The 21,301-nt window shown below is 52.4% G+C and carries 20 protein-coding genes and 1 tRNA gene; 13 read left to right on the forward strand and 8 right to left on the reverse strand.

Annotated elements, in window-relative coordinates; all coding sequences use genetic code 11:
* The first annotated feature begins 193 nt into the window (after positions 1-193).
* On the forward strand, positions 194-1,159 hold the full coding sequence (gene glk, locus WB237_RS00930) for a glucokinase (RefSeq protein WP_028016187.1): 966 nt from the start codon (positions 194-196) through the stop codon (positions 1,157-1,159).
* 35 nt (positions 1,160-1,194) lie between these two features.
* Here the strand turns inward: glk and WB237_RS00935 are convergent, their stop codons facing one another.
* Both WB237_RS00935 and WB237_RS00940 read right to left on the reverse strand, forming a co-directional pair.
* Complete coding sequence (locus WB237_RS00935) at positions 1,195-1,926, reverse strand: LytR/AlgR family response regulator transcription factor (protein WP_114977604.1); 732 nt, start codon at positions 1,924-1,926, stop codon at positions 1,195-1,197.
* A 3-nt stretch (positions 1,927-1,929) separates the two neighbouring features.
* Positions 1,930-3,636, reverse strand: coding sequence for a sensor histidine kinase (locus tag WB237_RS00940; RefSeq protein WP_028016189.1), 1,707 nt, complete (start codon positions 3,634-3,636; stop codon positions 1,930-1,932).
* A 386-nt stretch (positions 3,637-4,022) separates the two neighbouring features.
* Here WB237_RS00940 and alaC point away from each other — a divergent pair, with 386 nt between their 5' ends.
* On the forward strand, positions 4,023-5,261 hold the full coding sequence (gene alaC, locus WB237_RS00945; protein WP_049007114.1) for an alanine transaminase: 1,239 nt from the start codon (positions 4,023-4,025) through the stop codon (positions 5,259-5,261).
* Between the two features lie 52 nt (positions 5,262-5,313).
* On the opposite strand, the gene ypdK is transcribed toward alaC, so the two are convergent.
* Together ypdK and lpxP are read right to left on the reverse strand one after the other, a co-directional pair.
* On the reverse strand, positions 5,314-5,385 hold the full coding sequence (gene ypdK, locus WB237_RS00950; RefSeq protein ID WP_099458937.1) for a membrane protein YpdK: 72 nt from the start codon (positions 5,383-5,385) through the stop codon (positions 5,314-5,316).
* Positions 5,386-5,741: 356 nt separating this feature from the next.
* Positions 5,742-6,710, reverse strand: coding sequence for a kdo(2)-lipid IV(A) palmitoleoyltransferase (lpxP, locus tag WB237_RS00955; protein WP_442892454.1), 969 nt, complete (start codon positions 6,708-6,710; stop codon positions 5,742-5,744).
* Between the two features lie 281 nt (positions 6,711-6,991).
* On the opposite strand from lpxP, the gene WB237_RS00960 reads away from it, so the two are divergent.
* Entirely contained in the window at positions 6,992-7,621 is a 630-nt protein-coding gene (locus WB237_RS00960) for a helix-turn-helix domain-containing protein (RefSeq protein ID WP_336209498.1), read from the forward strand.
* A gap of 147 nt (positions 7,622-7,768) precedes the next feature.
* On the opposite strand, the gene WB237_RS00965 is transcribed toward WB237_RS00960, so the two are convergent.
* Together WB237_RS00965 and WB237_RS00970 are read right to left on the reverse strand one after the other, a co-directional pair.
* Positions 7,769-7,843, reverse strand: a tRNA-Arg gene (locus tag WB237_RS00965).
* A gap of 75 nt (positions 7,844-7,918) precedes the next feature.
* A complete protein-coding gene (locus tag WB237_RS00970; protein WP_336209500.1) occupies positions 7,919-8,848 on the reverse strand; it encodes a formate/nitrite transporter family protein in 930 nt (309 codons plus the stop codon).
* A 315-nt stretch (positions 8,849-9,163) separates the two neighbouring features.
* On the opposite strand from WB237_RS00970, the gene mlaA reads away from it, so the two are divergent.
* On the forward strand, positions 9,164-9,916 hold the full coding sequence (gene mlaA, locus WB237_RS00975) for a phospholipid-binding lipoprotein MlaA (protein ID WP_114977611.1): 753 nt from the start codon (positions 9,164-9,166) through the stop codon (positions 9,914-9,916).
* A 43-nt stretch (positions 9,917-9,959) separates the two neighbouring features.
* On the opposite strand, the gene fadL is transcribed toward mlaA, so the two are convergent.
* Positions 9,960-11,300 carry a long-chain fatty acid transporter FadL gene (gene fadL, locus WB237_RS00980; RefSeq protein ID WP_165383573.1) on the reverse strand — a complete coding sequence of 447 codons (1,341 nt, stop codon included), beginning with the start codon at positions 11,298-11,300 and terminating at the stop codon, positions 9,960-9,962.
* 372 nt (positions 11,301-11,672) lie between these two features.
* Between fadL and WB237_RS00985 the strand changes: the two genes are divergently transcribed.
* From WB237_RS00985 to sixA, 4 genes are all read left to right on the forward strand, one after another.
* Positions 11,673-11,957: a YfcZ/YiiS family protein gene (locus WB237_RS00985; protein WP_028016196.1), complete on the forward strand. Its 285-nt coding sequence runs from the start codon at positions 11,673-11,675 to the stop codon at positions 11,955-11,957.
* 184 nt (positions 11,958-12,141) lie between these two features.
* Complete coding sequence (gene fadI / locus WB237_RS00990) at positions 12,142-13,452, forward strand: acetyl-CoA C-acyltransferase FadI (RefSeq protein WP_336209502.1); 1,311 nt, start codon at positions 12,142-12,144, stop codon at positions 13,450-13,452.
* Positions 13,452-15,599, forward strand: a complete 2,148-nt coding sequence (fadJ, locus tag WB237_RS00995; RefSeq protein ID WP_336209503.1) for a fatty acid oxidation complex subunit alpha FadJ — start codon at positions 13,452-13,454, stop codon at positions 15,597-15,599. Before fadI ends, fadJ begins: the two co-directional genes overlap by 1 nt.
* A 209-nt stretch (positions 15,600-15,808) precedes the next feature.
* Positions 15,809-16,294 carry a phosphohistidine phosphatase SixA gene (gene sixA / locus WB237_RS01000; RefSeq protein WP_028016199.1) on the forward strand — a complete coding sequence of 162 codons (486 nt, stop codon included), beginning with the start codon at positions 15,809-15,811 and terminating at the stop codon, positions 16,292-16,294.
* Positions 16,295-16,342: 48 nt separating this feature from the next.
* On the opposite strand, the gene smrB is transcribed toward sixA, so the two are convergent.
* Positions 16,343-16,894, reverse strand: a complete 552-nt coding sequence (smrB, locus tag WB237_RS01005; protein ID WP_008502613.1) for an endonuclease SmrB — start codon at positions 16,892-16,894, stop codon at positions 16,343-16,345.
* Between the two features lie 145 nt (positions 16,895-17,039).
* Between smrB and prmB the strand changes: the two genes are divergently transcribed.
* The 5 genes from prmB to WB237_RS01030 are packed head-to-tail and all read left to right on the forward strand — an operon-like array spanning position 17,040 to position 21,299.
* The gene (gene prmB / locus WB237_RS01010; protein WP_336209504.1) at positions 17,040-17,972 is read left to right on the forward strand and encodes a 50S ribosomal protein L3 N(5)-glutamine methyltransferase; all 933 of its coding nucleotides are present in this window, start codon (positions 17,040-17,042) and stop codon (positions 17,970-17,972) included.
* A 60-nt stretch (positions 17,973-18,032) separates the two neighbouring features.
* Entirely contained in the window at positions 18,033-19,118 is a 1,086-nt protein-coding gene (gene aroC, locus WB237_RS01015) for a chorismate synthase (RefSeq protein ID WP_336209505.1), read from the forward strand.
* Between the two features lie 2 nt (positions 19,119-19,120).
* Positions 19,121-19,945: a penicillin-insensitive murein endopeptidase gene (gene mepA / locus WB237_RS01020; protein WP_028016202.1), complete on the forward strand. Its 825-nt coding sequence runs from the start codon at positions 19,121-19,123 to the stop codon at positions 19,943-19,945.
* Positions 19,945-20,754 carry a sulfite exporter TauE/SafE family protein gene (locus tag WB237_RS01025; protein ID WP_336209506.1) on the forward strand — a complete coding sequence of 270 codons (810 nt, stop codon included), beginning with the start codon at positions 19,945-19,947 and terminating at the stop codon, positions 20,752-20,754. The genes mepA and WB237_RS01025 overlap by 1 nt, the downstream gene beginning before the upstream one ends.
* Positions 20,754-21,299, forward strand: a complete 546-nt coding sequence (locus WB237_RS01030) for an elongation factor P hydroxylase (RefSeq protein ID WP_336209508.1) — start codon at positions 20,754-20,756, stop codon at positions 21,297-21,299. Before WB237_RS01025 ends, WB237_RS01030 begins: the two co-directional genes overlap by 1 nt.
* Positions 21,300-21,301: the final 2 nt, after the last annotated feature.

Below are 21,301 nucleotides of genomic sequence, written 5' to 3' on the forward strand. Positions count from 1 at the left end.
GTACAAAACGGTATTACGTTACTTTGCACAATCAGCTTTATGGCAATAGTGCAAAAGGTGCTGAAACGGTAAAGTTATTCTGTGACGAAGATCGATAATCCTGGGGTGGCTGCCTTCAGGTCGTTGTTGTTATCCAGCCTTGAATTTACAGTGTCCCAAAGATTTATTCTGACTTTAGCGGAGCAGTAGAAGAATGACAAAGTATGCTTTAGTAGGTGATGTGGGTGGGACTAACGCACGTCTTGCTCTCTGCGATGTAAACACGGGTGAGATTTCTCAAGCGAAAACCTACTCAGGGCTGGATTACCCAAGCCTTGAGGCCGTTGTCCGCGTTTATCTGGAAGAGCATCAGGTGAGCGTCGAAGATGGCTGCATTGCCATTGCCTGCCCGATTACGGGTGACTGGGTTGCGATGACCAACCATACCTGGGCATTTTCCATCGCGGAGATGAAAAAAAATCTCCGTTTTGCGCATCTTGAAATCATCAATGACTTCACTGCGGTTTCCATGGCGATCCCGATGCTGAAGCCTGAGCATCTGATTCAGTTTGGCGGTGCGGAGCCTGTCGAAGGCAAACCGATAGCCGTCTATGGCGCAGGAACCGGTCTGGGGGTATCGCACCTGGTGCACGTTGCTCAGCGCTGGGTAAGCCTGCCGGGCGAGGGGGGGCATGTTGACTTTGCGCCAAACAGCGAAGAAGAGGGTATTATCCTTGAAGAGTTACGCGCAGAGATTGGACACGTCTCCGCTGAGCGCGTCCTTTCCGGCCCCGGGCTGGTGAACCTGTATCGTGCGATTGTGAAATCGGACGGTCGTCTGCCGGAAAACCTGCAGCCGAAAGACGTGACCGAACGTGCGCTGGCGGACAGCTGTATTGACTGCCGTCGTGCACTGTCGCTGTTCTGCGTGATCATGGGACGTTTCGGCGGCAATCTGGCACTGACGCTGGGCACATTCGGTGGTGTCTATATTGCGGGCGGGATCGTGCCGCGTTTCCTCGATTTCTTTAAAGCCTCTGGTTTCCGCGGTGGGTTTGAAGATAAAGGGCGTTTCAGAAGCTACGTGCAGGACATCCCTGTCTACCTCATCGTGCATGACAACCCAGGTCTTCTTGGCTCGGGTGCCCATCTGCGTCAGGTTCTCGGTCAAATCCTTTGACGCATAGCCCTCTCCTGCGGGAGAGGGCTCTTTCTTTACAGGTGCATCAGCTGACGAAACTCTTTCACTTTGCTGCGGCTTACCGGCACCTGAAAATCCAGATCCTTCAGACGTAAAATATAGGTATTGTTAAACCACGGTTCGATCTCGCGGATCTTATTTAAATTCACGCAGAACGAACGGTGACAGCGGAAAAAGTGTGCCGCAGGCAGCTTGCTGCAGAACTCGGTGATGTTCATCGCCATCACATAAGATTCTCGACGTGTATAAACAAACGTCATCTTCTCATGCGCTTCGGCGTAGTAAATATCGTTGACTGGCGTCACGATGATACGTTCATCTTTGACCAGATTAATGGTGTCGTTTTCCCGCACCGTTGGGCTGGCGTTAGCGGGGGCCGTCTGTTGCTGCCATGCTGCTTCCAGTTTTTGCAACATGCTGATGATACGCGACTCCTGGTAAGGCTTAAGAATATAGTCAAATGCCTCCAGCTCGAAGGCTTCTACGGCGTGCTCTTTCCAGGCGGTGACGAAAACAATGAACGGCTTATGGGCAAACTGATTGATGTTTTGCGCCAGTAATACGCCATCCAGCGACGGAATATTGATATCCAGAAAAATAGCGTCGACCCGGTTGTGTTGCAGAAACTTCAGCACATCCAGACCATCGTCAAAGGTACCCACAATCTCCATCTGGCTGTGGGTTTTGATAAGCCAGGTTAGCTCCTGTTGAGCCAGAATTTCATCTTCTACGATGATGACTTTCATAGGTCACTCCACCAGGGGTAACAGGGATGTTGCCGCATGAACGGATGAACGTTCATTCGGAACGTAAAAAGCGATTTCGGTACCCGGTTCAAGGCGATGAATATGCAGGCCGTCGCCGTAGAGCAGTTTGACCCGATGGTGCACGTTCAGCAGCCCGATTTTATTCCCGGGCATCTCGTTAGATTCCACGCGCTCAATAACTTTGGGATCAATACCGTGGCCGGTATCGCGTACGGCAATGCGCACACGATTACCGCTTTCGGTGACGCTGATAGTGACCACGCCTTTACCTTTACAGGGCTGAATACCGTGAACAATCGCGTTTTCGACCAGCGGTTGGATAAGCAGGCTCGGGATCACGCAGTTGACCTCTTCATCAATATCGTAAATGACCGTGAGTTTGTCGCCAAAGCGTGCCTGCTCAATCGCGATGTAGTCTTTAATCTGGTACAGCTCTTTCTTGATGTCGATCTGCTCGTCATCTTTCAGTTCAATGTTGTAGCGCAAATAGCGAGACAGATTGAAAATCAGCTGGCGCGCGGTGTCCGGATTAAGACGAATGGACGAGGAAATCGCGTTCAGCGCGTTAAACAGGAAATGGGGATTGATTTTGCTCTGCAGTGCGCGTAACTCTGCCTTATTTGCCATCTCGCGCAGCTGTTCTGCCCGGGACACTTCTAACTGGGTGGAGATAATCTGCGACAGGCCAATGGCCATCTCCTGAAGTGAGGAGGTGATCTGATGCGCGTGGCAGTAATAAATTTTCAGCGTGCCCGTCACGACACCTTTTTCCCATAACGGGATCACCAGCATGGAGTGGATTTCCGGCGTCCGGTGGGCTTCATCATTGTTTTTGATAATGATTTTACCGTAGTTAATCGCCTGTCTGGTGGTAGGGCTGATGGTGTCATCGTTGTCGTGATAGTTGTGCTCCCCAACACCGACATAGGCTAGCACGTGGTCAATGTTGGTGATGGCGACGGCATCAGCGTGAATATCGTGGCGGATAATCTCGCAGACCTGACGCAATGATTCCGCGTTAACGTGGCGGAAAAGCGGCAGGGTTTTGTTGGCAATATCGAGCGCCAGTTTGGCCTGACGGGCAGCACTGGCCTCCTTTTCCCCTTCGACACTTTGCACCAGCAGCACGATAAAACCGATACAGACGCTGCCCAGAATCATTGGAATACCGATTTTCGAGACGATATCCAGCCCCAGTGCAGTGGTGGGAGCCCAAACCACGACCAGGATCATGGTCAGCGTTTCGCACACCATGCCTGCGATGATCCCGGCACGCCAGCGCTGCTTTTTCGGGATCTTGCGGTTAATCCACCCGGAAAGTACCCCGGCAATAATGCTGGTGATAAAGCACGGCACAGCCGTCACGCCACCGATATCAATCAGGTAGCGATGGGTACCAGCGATCAGGCCGGTTATGACGCCTACCCACGGGCCAAACAAAATTCCGCCGGACATGACGGCAATAATCCGCACGTTAACCAGCGACCCCTCAACCGGCACACCGGACCAGGTGCTGAACAGCGCAAACAGTGAAAAGATGGCAGTAACAGCCAGTAACTCTTTGGGGGAGTGCGCAGACTTATGCAAAAGCTCGCGAAACAAGCGAATGCGAATAAGGAAGAACAGGCAAATCAGCATTAATGCCGCCCGGTCAAAAACCGCCAACAGCATAGTGAATATTTCGTGCACGAGTAGACCTGGGGTAACGGGAAAGAGCCATGATAAAAAACCTGACGCGTATTGACCAGCTATCCGTCAGGTTTATCAAATGAGGAAAAACCATAATTTACAAAGGGGATTATCTGGTGTGCGCTGACATGTCCCGATTTTTTATTCTCGACGTCCCGGCAGGTAACTGTTTTGATATCATTGTGTTAAATAACAGCTATCAAAAAGAGGAATTCCACTCAGGAGCTTCCGCTTTTCGACGCAACAGGGTTCCGGTTTTAGCGCGATCGCTTTTTTTTCATTTCCCTCTCGACAGCATGATTTTTTTCAGGTTATTTTCTAAACACGCCACATGCGTGGCAGCGTCGCTCGGACGGTCCGGGCGCTAACGTTAATCTGAGGAATCTATGGCTGAATTCAGTCCTGAACGCCGTTTTACGCGTATCGATCGTCTCCCCCCTTATGTTTTCAATATCACCGCTGAACTGAAGATGGCTGCACGTCGTCGTGGCGAAGACATCATTGATTTCAGTATGGGGAACCCTGACGGCCCAACACCACCGCATATTGTTGAGAAACTTTGCACGGTTGCCCAGCGTCCTGATACGCATGGCTACTCAACGTCTCGCGGTATTCCTCGGTTACGTCGCGCGATCTCGCGCTGGTATCAGGATCGCTATCAGGTTGATATCGATCCTGAAAGTGAAGCCATTGTGACCATTGGCTCGAAAGAGGGCCTGGCGCACCTGATGCTGGCGACGCTGGATCACGGTGATACGGTGCTGGTTCCGAATCCAAGTTACCCGATCCATATCTATGGCGCGGTGATTGCCGGGGCGCAGGTACGTTCTGTGCCGCTGGTGGAAGGTGTCGATTTCTTCAACGAACTGGAACGTGCAATTCGCGAAAGTTACCCGAAACCTAAGATGATGATCCTCGGTTTCCCGTCGAACCCAACGGCGCAGTGCGTAGAGCTCGATTTCTTCGAGAAAGTTGTGGCCCTGGCTAAGCGCTATGACGTACTGGTGGTTCATGATTTAGCCTATGCAGACATCGTCTACGACGGCTGGAAAGCTCCGTCTATTATGCAGGTTCCAGGCGCGCGCGATGTAGCGGTAGAGTTCTTTACGCTGTCCAAAAGCTACAACATGGCGGGCTGGCGAATTGGCTTTATGGTGGGTAACAAAACGCTGGTGAGTGCACTGGCGCGAATCAAGAGTTACCATGACTACGGCACGTTTACGCCGCTACAGGTCGCGGCTATTGCTGCCCTGGAAGGCGATCAGCAATGCGTTCATGAGATTGCTGCCCAGTATAAACGTCGTCGCGATGTGCTGGTGAAAGGGTTACATGAAGCTGGCTGGATGGTAGAAATGCCGAAAGCATCCATGTACGTCTGGGCTAAAATTCCGGAGCCGTATGCGGCGATGGGTTCCCTGGAGTTTGCCAAAAAGCTGCTGCAGGATGCAAAAGTGTGTGTATCACCTGGCATTGGTTTTGGTGACTATGGCGACACCCATGTGCGATTCGCCCTGATTGAAAACAGCGACCGTATTCGTCAGGCAGTGAGGGGCATTAAGAGTATGTTCCGTGCTGACGGGCTGCTTTCATCAAAAAGTATTGCTGAAAATCCCGCGTCATCATGACATAAAAAAACAGGAGCCATCGGCTCCTGTTTTTTTGACTGCATGTTCTTCACTAGATCATCAGGGCAAAGGTTCCGGCCCAGACTAAAACAATCACCGAAATGCCCATAAAGAAATATTTCACGTTTCATCGCTCCGCGTATCTTCTGGTACGCATTAAAAACAGAGTCCACCTGATTATAGAGAGCTGAAATCCGGTCAAACGGAACAGAGAATTTTTCCGTTACGCCATCAACTCCAGCTCAGAATTCTGTGCTTTCCTGTTGCCAGACGGCGCTAATGTACGCTTAAAAATGAGGGGTGGCAAGAGGGATTTTTTCAAATAATTTCCGTTACTTACGGGTGTCGTGGAACGGCGACAGTTTGATTTCAGAGTGCAATAAATTCACTTCTAGCGACGCACAGAAAAAAAATTACCCGGTGTGATTACAGGTGATTGAAAAGGTTAGTTTCCTGGCGAAACTAACCTTTATGAAGGGCTTAAATATAGAGCGAAGCTTCGCCAAGGGGACGCGTTTTGAAACGGCGATGCATCCAGAGATACTGCTCTGGCGCACGCATGATTTCGGTTTCGATAATTTTATTGATAAACGCTGCCGCTTCGCATTCGTTTTCCGGATAGTTAGCCATTTCAGGGGAAATGTGCAGACGATAGCCTGATTTATCTGCTTTCCTTACCATCGTCACGGTCAGCATGGCTGAACCTGAAAGACGCGAAATGACAAAGGTACCATTGGTCGTTGCAACGTCTTTAACTGCAAAGAAGGGAGCAAAACTGCTGCCCTTACGGCCGTAATCCTGATCGGGTGCAAACCAGACGGCTTCACCTTTCTTCAGGGCGCCGACCATACCGCGCAGGTTATTACGGCTGATCATCGCCTTGTTGGAACGCATACGACCCCGTGTCTGTACCCACTCCATCAGCGGACTGTTGTGAGGACGATAGGTTGCCATCATTGGCTGGCAAAGCCCCATCACGCGACCACCCAATTCCAGCGACATAAAGTGAACCCCGACAACCATCACCCCGCGGTTTTGCTTCTGCGCACGTTGAAGGTTATCCAGGCCTTCAACATCAAACCATTTGCGGACGCGTTCATCAGGCCAGAACCAGGCCATGCCGGTCTCAAGCAGTGCCATGCCGATAGACTTGAAGTTTTCAGAGATGAGTTTCTCGCGCTCTTCAGCATTGTACTGAGGAAAGCAAAGTTCGATATTTTTACGCGCGATGGATTCACGACGTTTCAGGAAATAGCGGGATGCACTTCCCAGTTTTGACCCCAGCAAACGCAGTACAGGGTAGGGAAGCTGAACCAGCAGCCAGAGTACACCAAGGCCAAACCATGTAAACCAGTAACGCGGGTGTAAAAACGCACGTTTGAATGGGGATTGAGACAAAATAGTGAACCTATGTAAAGCCGGTGAAAGTAAAGCATAAAGCGATACCATGTGCCGATTAGACCGTTGGACAAGGTTATGGTTGCAGGCTTTACCGATCTTTACGGCGTTGCCTGACCACTGCTGACGTTAGGTGGGCGGCGTAATGTAGCACCGTTATACGATATGTGCTATTACTCGTTTTTGCTTAAAAAAGCGGCAGTGAGGAAGGTGATTGATTTTGTGGTTTTTATCGACAGATTAAAGTTGTATCACGTCATCTCTGGAGCATAACTATGGGTGCTGATAAAGTCTGTTTTATCGGCTAAAACGTGACTGACAGGAAGAACCAGGTGACTGAACGAATCGATTACCAGATTGAAAAGTACAGGTTTACAGAAGCGAATGAACCTTCCCGCCTCACAAAACAGTGGGATGATGTTTTGAGTGAATGCAGGGAGAGCAAAGCCGGAGCCGAAGAGCGTTTACGTATTGCCTTGCTTAATGTCGATTATGTGACTAGTTTCGAGTTACCTTTTCGTCTGCTGCTTGTGCGCACACCCCAGCTTATAGCCGGGATACGTAACGAACTGGAACTCAGCCAGAAAAATGTCATTTTTAACGGTAAACGCTTCGGTTGTGTCTGGAGTGTGAAAACGGATCTCAGTGAAGTTCCTGATAATTATCAATACCGTCTCTCTACCCGCATACGGCGCCTTAGCCCGACCACCCACACCGCGGAACCCTTTTTGCAAATTGCCAAAGAAATTAAGGTTCCAGCTGAACGTCTGAAGCGGGCGCTGCTGAATGGGCTGGACGTTACTGCGCTTGATGCGCTTTTTTGGTTTGGCATCCAACGAATTGCAGCCGAGGTGTCGCGTCTGAGAAAAGCGGGAATGAGGATCGCAACGGATGAAACATGGGTATTTGAAAATCTGACGGGCACGACCCGTCGAGTACCGGTTTATCGTTACGTCTTATAAATTTATCTTTAGTTGAGCAGTGAACTTAAAATCACTCGTTGAATTTAGCTGGCACTCATTTTAGAAAAAATAGTTCTTGATAGGATGAGTATTGCAATATTTTATAATATAAATCAGCTTGTTAAGAGGTGCGCTGAGAGCGAGTCATGGTGTCCCCTGCAGGAATCGAACCTGCAACTAGCCCTTAGGAGGGGCTCGTTATATCCATTTAACTAAGGGGACGAGGCGGCACGAGTATAACGTTATTTACACTTTGCGTTAAGCGCATCGCCGCCTGACTGCTCAAAGAGTCACCATTCAGGTCGATTTTTTTGTCGATTTATCATCATTTTCCCGTGCCTTAAGCTCTGCTTTGCGTTTGTTCGACATGTCGTTACGGATTTGCGCATGGCTTAACAGCGCGAAGATAAACGTCCCGCCGCAGATGTTGCCCGCGAGCGTCGGCAGGGCGAATGGCCAGAAAAAATCACTCCAGTGAAGTGTGCCATTAAAGACCAGATAGAGAATTTCAACGCTACCCACCACGATATGCGTCGTGTCAGCCAGCGCAATCAGCCAGGTCATCAGGATGATTACCACAATTTTGGCGCTGCCGGCTGAAGGAAACATCCAGACCATCGTGGCGATAATCCAGCCGGAGATGATGGCATTGGAGAACATTTCGACTGGTGTGTTTTTCATCACATCCATGCCAATTTTCACAAACGCATCGCGGGTGGGTTCATCAAATATCGGCATATATTCAAATGCCCAGGCCGCGACGCCTGTACCGATGATATTGCCCAGCAGGACCACGCTCCACAGACGCATCAGTAAACCGAAATTACCGAGGGTAGGGTTTTGCATTACTGGCAGAACGGCGGTAACAGTGTTTTCCGTAAACAGCTGCTGCCGCGCCATGATGACGATAATGAAGCCGAAGGTGTAGCCGAGATTCTCAAGTAAAAAACCGCCGGGCACACTTTCCAGTTGAACATGAAAGATCCCTTTTGCGAGCAGAGAAGCGCCCATTGAAAGCCCGGCAGCGATAGCTGACCAGAAAAGGGCCATGGCATCACGTTCCATCTCTTTTTCGCCATCCTGGCGAATATGCTCGTGGATCGCCATCGCGCGGGAGGGGAGGCGATCTTCGTCAATTTCTATCTTCTCGCCGCGGGCTTTCTCTTCGCTCTCAATTTCAATCTTCTCGTTACTTTCATCCACTTTTTCTTCGCCTACTTCTTTCATAATCACTCCCGCAGGTTGATTTTCTTCTAAGCGTAGCGGTTTTTATTGGGTTGCCTGTGGGGAAGCTCTTAAATTGGTGGCAATAGCAACAAAGGCGAGACATCTCTTTCAAACACATTATAAAATTGCCAGCGAAACGAATTCCAAAAGCCAGGCTATGCTGAGATCAGAGTCACGCTGGTTACTGCCCGTAATTGTGCTCATAGACATCGGTAAACGTGCTGTTACAATCGCTTGCACGTTTACAGACGGAGCATTTAAAGGTTCCGTTACGGATGGCAATCAACGATAGCCAAACTGAACAGGGAGATATTTATGAAACTTCGGCTGTCGGCGCTTGCGTTGGGCGCGACGATGCTTGTGGGCTGCGCCAGCTCTGGAGAGCAAACGGGACGCTCCGATCCTCTCGAAGGATTTAACCGCTCAATGTATAGCTTCAACTACAACGTGTTGGATCCGTATGTGGTTCGCCCGGTGGCAGTAGCATGGCGTGATTATGTTCCGCAACCTGCGCGTAATGGGTTAAGTAATTTTACCAGCAACCTCGAAGAACCTGCGGTTATGGTTAACTTCTTCCTGCAGGGTGACCCGTATCAGGGGATGGTACACTTTACTCGCTTCTTCCTGAACTCCCTGTTGGGGATGGGTGGCTTCATTGATGTTGCAGGTATGGCCAACCCGAAACTGCAGCGTGAACAGCCGCACCGTTTCGGTAGTACTCTGGGGCATTATGGCGTAGGTTACGGTCCGTATGTCCATCTGCCGTTCTATGGCAGTTTCACCATTCGTGATGATGGCGGTGATATGGTGGATACGCTGTATCCGGTCCTGTCGTGGCTAACCTGGCCGCTGTCTATTGGTAAATGGACGGTGGAAGGGATTGAAACACGCGCGCAACTGCTCGACTCTGATGGTCTGCTGCGCCAGTCTTCTGACCCGTATATTATGGTGCGTGAAGCGTACTTCCAGAATCATGACTTTATTGCCAACGGCGGTAAGCTGAAGCCGGAAGAGAATCCAAACGCGAAGGCTATCGAAAACGAACTAAAAGATATTGATTCGCAGTAAATAAAAAAGGTGAGCGATGCTCACCTTTTTTGATCCCGCGTGATTAGAACGCGTAGTTGAAGTTAGTACCGAACAGCCAGGCTTTACCTTCAGAACGGAACTCGTACGGACCTTCTTTGATGGTCACGGTCTGACCGTGCATGTAAGAGGCACCTACGTCAACAGAAGCATCTTTATTGAACGCATAAGTCGCACCTGCGCTCAGCCAGAAGCGGTCCTGATCCGGGATAGAAATGGAACGGGTCTGAGCCGGAACCGGGCTATCATCAAAGGCGATACCGGTACGGAAGGTCCAGTTAGTATCGTAGTAGTAGGTGGTACCCAGCGCGATACGGTAAGAGTCTTTGAAGCTCTCATCCTTATAGAAAAGCGTCTGGCCATTAGAGCCGGTTGCTTTCAGCTCCTGGAACTGACTCCAGCTGGTGTAAGCCATGCTGTAGTGAATTGCCCATTGTGGCGCAACTTTGTTGTAACCTGAAACTTCCCACATTTCTGGCAGGTTAAGCGTCAGGGAACCAGGAATAGTTCTGCCACCGGTTGGATACGGGAAACCTGGGACAGCGGTGCTCATGTTGCTGTTGTAATCTCCGTCGAAGTCGATTTTAACTTCAGAACGGTAGGTCAAACCCCAACGGTTGTTTTTATCCAGCTCATACAGAATACCCGCGTTCCAGCCGTAGCCCCACTCGCTGCCTTTCAGGCGTGCAATCTGGGTATCGGCCGGGATGGCGGCCAGCTGTTGGGCTTTGGCGATGGCGGCCGGGCGTGCTGCTGCAGGCAGGTTTGGTACCTGAGAAAGAATCTGACCGGCGGCCAGCATACCGGCATCACCCGCATAACGCTCGATTTTTGCGTCTGCGTAAACCGCATCAAAACCAAGACCAAAGCTCCAGTTGTCGTTCAGTCGATAAGCGCCGCTCAGGTTCAGGTTAACGGTGGTCAGGTCAGTTTTACCGCCCATCGTGCCCGCTGCATAGTTATCGCCATATTCGGTCGCCAGACCAAAGTTAGAGGTAACAGATGCCCCCCAACCAAACTGGTCGTTAATAGGTGCAACGAAATGTACGTTAGGGACCCAGGCGCTTGGGGCGATATTATCCGCATCCAGGCTCTTACCGGACGGCGATTTACCAGAGATATTAACATCCGGGTCAATATAGACTGCACCGGCAGAGAACGTCGGGCGGTCAAACATCATAATCAGTGCCGGGTTACGACTCGCGTTACCCGCATCATCAGCGATGGCGCCTTCCCCGGAATATGCGCGGCCAAGGCCAGAGGAAGAAAATTCGTTTAACTGAAAGCCCGCTGACCATGCGGAAGTGGATACAAGTGCCACTGCGACTGCCAGCGCAGTCTTGTTGAACAGGGTTTTCTGGCTCATGACCATAACCTCATTGAGTTATTTTTATTCAATAATTGTTACATACCGTAACAGGAGCGCGAAGTGTAGGGTCTGAGGTATGACAGACAAATCAGACCAGTGGCCAGAGTATAGGTCTGACCAGCTAGAATGTTGCAAGTTTGTTTATTAATATTTTCAAACATGTTTCTTGAAACGAGATCTGGTTGGCAAAAATGTGACCATCGCGACTCACCCAAAAGGGTGGTTTTTGTTTTAGATCATTTTTTAGTGTGATATTGGTCACTTATCCGATTTTACGCCATTAACGGCTGGAGAGAGCCCGCGTCGGGGCGTAAAATATCAGCATCGTGTTTATCTCGCGTCTTGCGCGAATACAGAGGAAATTGAGCTATGAGTAAATGCAGTGCTGATGAAACCCCGGTTTGCTGCTGTATGGATGTTGGTACCATCATGGACAACTCCGATTGCACCGCCTCTTACAGCCGTGTATTCACCAACCGTGCCGAAGCGGAAGAGACACTGACCGCGCTGAGCAAACGTGCGCGTGATGTGGAATCCGAACCGTGCGACATCAAGTCTACCCTCACCGAAGTGGAAGGCGGCGTGAAGCTGGATATCGACTTTGTGTTCGCCTGCGAAGCAGAAACGCTGATTTTCCAGTTGGGTCTGCGTTAATCTTTTTTGCCCGGTGTCATTCCTCACAAATGCCTCTGCCATGCAGGGGCATTTTCTTTTTCTTCTCTGTGTTTTAGCTCGCACTTTTTCGTTTCCCTGATTGGCTGAATGTAAAAAAATGGTTAAGACTAGTATCAGGTCAGACCACTTTATGTTTGCGCAAAAAATTTTACAGGGGAGTGTTATGAGTCAGGCATTACCGCTTATTACCCGTCAGGGCGATCGCATTGCCATTGTCAGTGGATTGCGTACGCCATTTGCACGTCAGGCAACGGCATTTCATGGCATACCGGCTGTTGACCTGGGGAAAATGGTGGTGGGGGAGATGCTGGCTCGCAGCGAAATTCCGCCAGAGGTCATCGAACAGCTGGTTTTCGGTCAGGTCGTGCAGATGCCTGAAGCACCCAATATTGCGCGGGAAATCGTCCTCGGTACCGGAATGAATGTCCATACTGATGCCTACAGCGTCAGCCGCGCGTGCGCGACCAGCTTCCAGGCTGTAGCTAACGTGGCTGAAAGCCTGATGGCGGGCACTATTCGTGCCGGTATTGCTGGCGGAGCGGACTCCTCTTCGGTACTGCCGATCGGGGTCAGCAAAAAGCTGGCGCGCATCCTGGTTGACGCCAACAAAGCCCGCACAACCGGACAGAAGCTCAAACTCTTCTCTCGTTTACGCCTGCGTGATCTCATGCCTGTACCCCCTGCCGTTGCGGAATATTCCACTGGTCTGCGCATGGGCGATACCGCCGAACAGATGGCAAAGACCTATGGCATTACCCGCGAGCAGCAGGATGCGCTGGCCCACCGTTCACATCAGCTGGCAGCGAAAGCCTGGTCTGAAGGTAAACTGGCTGATGAGGTGATGACCGCTTATATCCCGCCATACCGAGAACCGCTTACGGAAGATAACAATATCCGCGGCACCTCGACGCTGGCGGATTATGCAAAACTGCGCCCTGCGTTTGACCGCAAACATGGCACGGTAACCGCAGCGAACAGTACGCCACTTACGGACGGTGCTGCTGCGGTGATCCTGATGACCGAATCCCGCGCGAAAGAGCTGGGTGTTACTCCCCTGGGTTATTTGCGCAGCTACGCTTTTACCGCCATTGATGTCTGGCAGGACATGCTGTTAGGGCCTGCCTGGTCCACGCCGCTGGCACTGGATCGCGCAGGGCTGACGCTGGCTGATTTAACCCTGATTGATATGCACGAAGCCTTTGCCGCACAAACCCTGGCAAACGTGCAGTTACTGGCAAGCGAGCGTTTTGCGCGCGATGTGCTGGGCCGTGCCCATGCCACTGGTGAAGTGGATCAAAGCAAATTCAACGTGCTGGGCGGCTCTATCGCCTATGGTCATCCGTTTGCCGCCACAGGGGCGAGGATGATCACGCAAACATTACACGAGCTACGTCGCCGTGGCGGCGGGTTTGGCCTTGTTACCGCCTGTGCGGCGGGTGGCCTTGGTGCAGCAATGGTTCTGGAGGCTGAATAATGGATATGCCATCTGCATTTAATCTGACGGTTCGCCTCGATAACGTCGCCGTGATAACTATTGATGTGCCTGATGAAAAGATGAATACCCTGAAGGCTGAATTTGGTGTTCAGGTTCGCGCGATGCTAAAGCAGATCCGTGAAAACAAGGCCATTCGTGGCCTGGTGTTTATCTCTGCTAAGCCGGACAACTTTATTGCCGGAGCCGACATTAACATGATCGCCCGTGCGCAAAGTGCTCTGGAAGCCGAAGAGCTGGCGCGTCAGGGCCAGCAGGTGATGGCGGAGATCAACGCGCTACCGATCCCGGTGATTGCCGCGATCCACGGCGCATGTCTGGGCGGGGGAATGGAGCTGGCGCTGGCCTGTCATAGTCGTATCTGTACCGATGATACAAAAACAATTCTTGGCCTGCCGGAAGTGCAGTTAGGGCTTCTGCCCGGCTCAGGCGGAACACAGCGTCTGCCACGCCTGGTGGGTGTCAGCACTGCACTCGAAATGATCCTGACGGGTAAGCAACTGCGTGCCCGCCAGGCCCTGAAAGCCGGTTTGGTTGATGAGGTGGTTCCTCATTCCATTTTGCTGGAGGCAGCCGTCGAACTGGCTCTGAAAGGACGCCAGACCAAACGTACTCTACCTGTGCGCGAGCGCGTTCTGGCCGGGCCGTTGGGACGTGCTTTGCTGTTCAGTATGGTCGGTAAAAAGACTGAACAGAAAACCAAAGGCAACTACCCGGCGGCGAAGCGAATTCTTGAGGTTATTGAAACCGGGTTATCGCAGGGCAGCAGTAGCGGTTATGCCGCTGAGGCAAAAGCCTTTGGTGAACTGGCAATGACGCCGCAGTCGCAGGCACTACGCAGCATTTTCTTTGCCAGCACTGAGGTGAAAAAAGATCCGGGCAGTGAGGCTAAACCTGCTCCGCTACGCGCCGTTGGCGTACTGGGTGGTGGGCTAATGGGCGGCGGAATATCATTTGTTACCGCAAGCAAAGGTAAATTGCCTGTACGTATCAAAGACATCGCTGCGAAAGGGATCAATCACGCGCTGCAGTATAGCTGGCAGAACCTTGATCAGAAGGTCAAACGCCGCCATATCAGGGCGAGTGAGCGTGATAAAACCCTGGCGATGATCTCCGGTACGACGGATTACAGTGGTTTTGCGCATCGCGATCTGGTGATTGAAGCCGTGTTTGAGGATCTGGCGCTTAAGCAGCAGATGGTGGCAGACGTTGAGCTACATTGCGCCCCGCACACCATATTTGCCTCAAACACATCGTCATTACCGATTGGCGATATCGCGGCTAAGGCTGCGCGTCCGGAGCAGGTGATTGGCCTGCACTTCTTTAGCCCCGTAGAAAAAATGCCGCTGGTGGAAGTGATCCCGCATGCCACAACCAGCCCGCAAACCATCGCCACCGTGGTGAAACTGGCCAAAATGCAGGGTAAGACACCGATCGTTGTGGTGGACAAAGCCGGTTTTTACGTTAACCGCATTCTGGCTCCCTATATTAATGAGGCCATGCGGTTGCTGACAGAAGGCGAAAAAATCGAGCACGTCGACGAAGCACTCGTCAAGTTTGGTTTCCCGGTTGGGCCAATCCAACTTTTGGATGAGGTGGGAATAGACACCGGAACTAAAATTATACCTGTGCTGGAAGCCGCTTATGGCGATCGTTTTACCCCGCCTGCAAACATTGTTTCCGCAATTTTGAAGGACGATCGCAAAGGTAGAAAAAATGAACGTGGTTTCTATCTTTACGGCGCGAAAGGGCGTAAAAGCAAGAAACAGGTCGACCCTTCTGTTTATGGGCTTATTTCGACCACCGGTCAGGGAAAACTGTCTGCCGTTCAGTGTGCTGAACGGTGTGTGATGATGATGCTCAATGAAGCGGCACGTTGCTTTGGTGAGCAGGTTATCAAAAGCGCGCGTGATGGTGACATCGGTGCGGTATTTGGCATTGGTTTCCCGCCGTTCCTTGGCGGCCCGTTCCGTTATATGGATACGCTTGGCGCGGGTGAAGTGGTTGCTATTCTGCAACGTCTGGCTTCGCAATATGGTCCACGGTTTACACCGTGTGACGAATTATTGCAGATGGCGGAACGCGGCCAGACATTTTGGCCTGCAAGGGAAACTGTCCTCGTAAGTTGAGGTCAAAGAAGGGTAAATCCTGAAGTGAATGAACCTGTTCCGGCGATTTTGTAAACAGAGATTGACTATACTTACGCCATTGAGGTAAAAAACAGCGTTTCATTCACCGAATGGATCAGGCACAATGCCCGGCCATCGGGTTTTCTACCTCTCAGCAGTTATCGCGGGTAGTTAACGCCGGTGATTCTGGTTAACAAAAGCGGTGCAATATGCAAGTTTTTATCATGCGTCACGGCGACGCGGCACTCGATGCCGCCAGTGACTCAGTACGTCCTTTGACCGTCTGTGGCTGCGACGAATCTCGTCTGATGGCGACCTGGCTTAAAGGTCAAAAAGTGGACATCGAACGCGTTCTGGTGAGTCCGTTCCTGCGTGCAGAACAGACGCTGGACGTGGTAGGGGAGTGTATGAACCTGCCTGCGAGTGTGGATGTTCTCCCTGAACTCACCCCGTGTGGCGATGTAGGCCTTGTCAGCGCTTATCTTCAGGCGCTGTACAATGAAGGTGTCGCTTCCGCGCTGGTCATTTCCCACCTGCCACTGGTTGGCTATCTGGTATCTGAGCTTTGCCCGGGCGAGACCCCGCCGATGTTCACGACATCCGCCATTGCCAATGTCACGCTCGACGAAACGGGCAGAGGTACCTTCAACTGGCAGATGAGTCCGTGCAACCTGAAGATGGCAAAAGCTATCTGATGTGACGTGTGCTATAGCGGGGAGCAGAGCATGCTTCCCGCTGTTCTGTCAGGGCAATTCTGGCGGCTGCCACTCTTCTACTTCAATCAACACCAGCAATGCGGCATCTCCGCCGTACTCTTTGGGTGCCTGATGAAAAGCCATCACGTGTGGATGTTGAGCCAGCCACAGGGGGGTTTGTTGCTTGAGAATATGTTTGCCGTGGCCGTGCATCACGCAGGCGCAAAAAACATGTTCACGACGACAGGCCGCAATTAAAGCTCCCAGCTCCTGCTTCGCCTGCATCTGCGTCAACCCATGCAGATCGAGAAACAGCTCGGGTGAATAATCCCCACGCCGTAATTTTTTTAGCTCAAAATGGCTGACGTCTTCACGAACATACTTCACCGCCCCTTGCGTATTGAGTAGCGGCTGAAATTCATCTGAAAAATAGTGGCTGTTATCCGCCTGCTCCTGCAGCAGCCGTTTGACCGGTACTTCGCTGATTTTTTTACGTTGTGGGCGATGGACAATAGTGTCCTGCGCGATTTTACGCGTCCCGGTCATCAGCTGTCGGAAGAGTGCCTGATCCTCCTCGCTGAGCGATGTTTTCTTTTTCATTTGTCATTCTCATCTCGTATTTCCGATAGTGTACCCGACTAAACGCATTTTTTAACCTCAAGCGGCACGCGTCATTGCTGATTTATCGCCGTCTTCATGGCAAACTAGCCGCCGAAAATTATGCGAGCATGCCCTGGAGGAAAGAGTGGATAAAATTTTTGTCGATGAAGCAGTAAACGAGCTGCATACCATACAGGACATGTTGCGCTGGTCGGTTAGCCGCTTCAGCGCCGCCAATATCTGGTACGGTCACGGTACCGATAACCCGTGGGATGAGGCTGTTCAGTTGGTGCTGCCGTCTCTCTATCTGCCGCTGGATATTCCTGAAGACATGCGCACCGCGCGCCTGACCTCCAGCGAAAAACACCGCATTGTTGAACGTGTGATCCGCCGCGTGAACGAGCGTATTCCGGTCGCCTACCTGACCAACAAAGCCTGGTTCTGCGGCCACGAATTCTATGTCGATGAGCGCGTGCTGGTGCCTCGCTCGCCAATTGGCGAGCTGATTAACAACCACTTTGAAGGTCTGATGGGCCATCAGCCGCAACACATTCTGGATATGTGTACTGGCAGTGGCTGCATCGCCATCGCCTGCGCGTATGCTTTCCCGGAAGCGGAAGTGGACGCAGTGGATATCTCCACCGACGCGCTGGCTGTCACCGAGCACAACATTGAAGAACATGGTTTGATTCACCACGTTACGCCAATTCGCTCCGATCTGTTCCGCGACCTGCCGACGCTGCAGTACGATCTGATCGTCACCAACCCGCCGTATGTTGATGCGGAAGACATGTCCGATCTGCCGAACGAATATCGTCACGAGCCGGAGCTGGGTCTGGCGTCAGGCTCTGACGGCCTGAAGCTGACGCGTCGCATCCTGGCCTGCGCGCCGGATTATCTGACCGACGACGGTGTTCTGATTTGTGAAGTAGGCAACAGCATGGTACATCTGATAGAGCAGTACCCGGATGTGCCGTTCACCTGGCTTGAGTTCGACAACGGCGGTGACGGCGTCTTTATGCTGACCAAAGCGCAACTGCTCGACGCGCGTGAACACTTCAGTATCTATAAAGATTAATCCAGCGGGCTTCGGCCCGTTTCACAACGCTCAAACACAAACAACAACATCGGAGCCGTGATGGCAGGAAACAGTATTGGACAGTTATTCCGTGTGACCACTTTTGGTGAATCACATGGGCTGGCATTGGGTTGTATCGTTGACGGCGTCCCGCCAGGCATCGAACTGACCGAAGCCGATTTACAGCACGACCTCGACCGTCGTCGTCCGGGCACTTCTCGCTACACCACGCAGCGTCGCGAGCCGGACCAGGTTAAAATTCTCTCCGGCGTTTTTGAAGGCCGTACCACCGGGACCAGCATTGGTCTGCTGATCGAAAACACCGATCAGCGTTCTCAGGACTATGGTGCTATCAAGGACGTGTTCCGTCCAGGCCATGCCGACTATACCTACGAGCAAAAATACGGCTTCCGTGACTATCGCGGCGGTGGACGTTCTTCCGCGCGTGAAACCGCGATGCGCGTGGCCGCAGGGGCGATTGCCAAGAAATACCTGCAGCAGAAGTTTGGCATTGTGATCCGTGGCTGTCTGACCCAGATGGGCGACATTCCGCTGGCAATCAAAGACTGGGAGCAGGTTGAACAGAACCCGTTCTTCTGTGCTGATGCCGACAAGCTGGAGGCGCTGGACGAACTGATGCGCGGCCTGAAAAAAGAGGGCGACTCCATTGGTGCAAAAGTCACCGTGGTGGCGGACGGCGTGCCGCCGGGCTGGGGCGAGCCGGTATTTGACCGTCTCGACGCCGACATCGCCCACGCGCTGATGAGTATTAACGCGGTAAAAGGCGTAGAGATTGGCGACGGTTTTGACGTGGTTCAGCTTCGTGGCAGTCAGAACCGCGACGAAATCACGAAAGCCGGTTTCCAGAGCAACCATGCGGGCGGCATTCTCGGCGGGATCAGCAGCGGGCAGCAGATTGTTGCCAACATCGCGCTGAAGCCGACCTCCAGCATCACCGTGCCGGGCCATACGATTAACCGCGATGGTGAAGAAGTTGAGATGATCACCAAAGGACGTCACGATCCGTGCGTGGGGATCCGTGCGGTGCCGATCGCCGAGGCGATGCTGGCGATCGTACTGATGGATCACTTCCTGCGCCAGCGCGCGCAGAATGCGGATGTGACGACCACCATTCCACGCTGGTAAACATGAAAAAGACCGCAATTGCTCTGTTGGCGCTGCTCGCCAGTGGAGCCAGTCTGGCTGCGACGCCATGGCAAAAAATCACCCACCCGGTGGCGGGGAGCGCACAGTCCATTGGCGCCTTTTCGAACGGCTGTATCGTCGGTGCCCAGGAGCTTCCGCTGCAGTCCGATACCTACCAGGTGATGCGTACCGATCAGCGTCGTTATTTCGGCCACCCGGATCTGGTGTTGTTCATCCAGCGTCTGGGAAACCAGGTGCATAACCTGGGATTGGGCACGATGTTGATTGGCGATATGGGGATGCCTGCCGGCGGTCGTTTTAACAGTGGGCACGCCAGTCATCAGACAGGGCTGGATGTCGATATCTTCCTGCAACTGCCGAAAGCGCGCTGGAGTTCTGCCCAACTGCTGAAACCGCAGGCGCTGGATCTGGTGGCAAGCGACGGTAAAAACGTTGTGCCTTCGCTGTGGTCGCAGGATGTCTTCAGTTTGATCAAGCTGGCGGCAAAAGATAACGACGTCACGCGGATTTTCGTTAACCCGGCTATCAAACAGCAGCTCTGCCTGGATGCCGGAACCGATCGCGACTGGCTGCGCAAAGTCCGCCCGTGGTTCCAGCACCGTGCGCACATGCACGTGCGTCTGCGTTGCCCGGCGAACAGCCTGGAATGTGAAGATCAGCCGCTACCGCCGTCGGGCGATGGCTGCGGATATGAACTGCAAAGCTGGTTTGAGCCAGCCAAACCTGGAACCTCTAAGCCTGAGAAGAAGACACCGCCTCCGTTGCCGCCTTCCTGCCAGGCGCTACTGGATGAGCATGTACTTTAATGGATAATTTCGTCGATCTGTTTATGGTGTCGCCGCTGCTACTGGTGGTGCTGTTCTTTGTGGCCATGCTGGCCGGTTTTATCGATGCTCTTGCGGGCGGCGGCGGGCTGTTAACCGTGCCCGCGCTACTGGCGGCGGGCATGAGCCCGGCGCAGGCTCTGGCCACGAATAAGCTGCAGGCTTGCGGCGGTTCACTCTCGGCATCGCTCTATTTTATCCGCCGTAAGGTGGTGAGCCTTGCCGATCAGAAGCTCAATATCCTGATGACCTTTATCGGCTCGACGTCGGGCGCGCTGCTGGTCCAGCACGTGCAGTCCGACATTTTGCGCCAGATCCTGCCGATTCTGGTCATCTGCATCGGGCTTTACTTCTTGCTGATGCCAAAACTCGGTGAAGAAGATCGTCAGCGTCGACTGCACGGCTTGCCGTTTGCTCTTATTGCCGGTGGCTGTGTGGGTTTTTACGACGGTTTCTTCGGCCCGGGTGCCGGTTCATTTTATGCGCTGGCGTTCGTGACGCTGGCCGGCTTTAATCTTGCCAAATCTACTGCCCATGCCAAAGTGCTCAACGCGACCTCAAACCTCGGTGGCCTGTTGCTGTTTATCATCGGCGGCAAGGTTATCTGGGCAACCGGGTTTGTGATGATGGCGGGGCAGTTCCTGGGCGCGCGTGCAGGCTCGCGTCTGGTTTTAAGCAAAGGACAAAAACTTATCCGCCCAATGATTGTTATCGTCTCGGCGGTAATGAGCGCCAAACTTCTTTATGACAGCCATGGACAGGAGATCCTCACCTGGTTGGGGATGCACTAATGAACAGTACGCATAAATACGAACAGCTGATTGAGATTTTTGACGGCTGTTTTGCTGACGATTTTAATACCCGTCTGATTAAAGGCGACGACGAACCGATCTATCTTCCCGCTGATGCTGACGTGCCGTATAACCGCATCGTCTTTGCTCACGGTTTTTACGCCAGCGGGTTGCACGAGATTTCGCACTGGTGCATCGCCGGAAAAGCGCGTCGCGAGCTGGTGGACTTCGGCTACTGGTACTGCCCGGACGGACGTGACGCGGCGACGCAGGGGCAGTTTGAAGATGTGGAAGTCAAACCGCAGGCGCTGGAATGGTTATTCTGCGTCGCGGCGGGTTTCCCGTTCAACGTGAGCTGTGACAACCTCGAAGGCGACTTCGAGCCAGACCGTATCATGTTCCAGCGCCGCGTTCATGCGCAGGTGATGGAATATCTTGAGAAAGGCATTCCGGAACGTCCGGCGCGCCTGATCGAGGCTTTACAGAATTATTACCACACGCCGGTGATCACGGCGGAATGCTTCCCCTGGCCGGAAGATCTTTAACT

This window comes from Enterobacter sp. P82, assembly GCF_037053385.1.
Classification (GTDB): Bacteria; Pseudomonadota; Gammaproteobacteria; order Enterobacterales; family Enterobacteriaceae; genus Enterobacter.

Coding starts and splice junctions, on each gene's coding strand:
- glk (WP_028016187.1), top strand. CDS start 194: ATGACAAAGTATGCTTTAGTAGGTGATGTGGGTGGGACTAACGCACGT.
- WB237_RS00935 (WP_114977604.1), bottom strand. CDS start 1,926: ATGAAAGTCATCATCGTAGAAGATGAAATTCTGGCTCAACAGGAGCTA.
- alaC (WP_049007114.1), top strand. CDS start 4,023: ATGGCTGAATTCAGTCCTGAACGCCGTTTTACGCGTATCGATCGTCTC.
- lpxP (WP_442892454.1), bottom strand. CDS start 6,710: ATGGTATCGCTTTATGCTTTACTTTCACCGGCTTTACATAGGTTCACT.
- WB237_RS00970 (WP_336209500.1), bottom strand. CDS start 8,848: ATGAAAGAAGTAGGCGAAGAAAAAGTGGATGAAAGTAACGAGAAGATT.
- mlaA (WP_114977611.1), top strand. CDS start 9,164: ATGAAACTTCGGCTGTCGGCGCTTGCGTTGGGCGCGACGATGCTTGTG.
- fadL (WP_165383573.1), bottom strand. CDS start 11,300: ATGAGCCAGAAAACCCTGTTCAACAAGACTGCGCTGGCAGTCGCAGTG.
- WB237_RS00985 (WP_028016196.1), top strand. CDS start 11,673: ATGAGTAAATGCAGTGCTGATGAAACCCCGGTTTGCTGCTGTATGGAT.
- fadI (WP_336209502.1), top strand. CDS start 12,142: ATGAGTCAGGCATTACCGCTTATTACCCGTCAGGGCGATCGCATTGCC.
- fadJ (WP_336209503.1), top strand. CDS start 13,452: ATGGATATGCCATCTGCATTTAATCTGACGGTTCGCCTCGATAACGTC.
- sixA (WP_028016199.1), top strand. CDS start 15,809: ATGCAAGTTTTTATCATGCGTCACGGCGACGCGGCACTCGATGCCGCC.
- smrB (WP_008502613.1), bottom strand. CDS start 16,894: ATGAAAAAGAAAACATCGCTCAGCGAGGAGGATCAGGCACTCTTCCGA.
- aroC (WP_336209505.1), top strand. CDS start 18,033: ATGGCAGGAAACAGTATTGGACAGTTATTCCGTGTGACCACTTTTGGT.
- mepA (WP_028016202.1), top strand. CDS start 19,121: ATGAAAAAGACCGCAATTGCTCTGTTGGCGCTGCTCGCCAGTGGAGCC.
- WB237_RS01025 (WP_336209506.1), top strand. CDS start 19,945: ATGGATAATTTCGTCGATCTGTTTATGGTGTCGCCGCTGCTACTGGTG.
- WB237_RS01030 (WP_336209508.1), top strand. CDS start 20,754: ATGAACAGTACGCATAAATACGAACAGCTGATTGAGATTTTTGACGGC.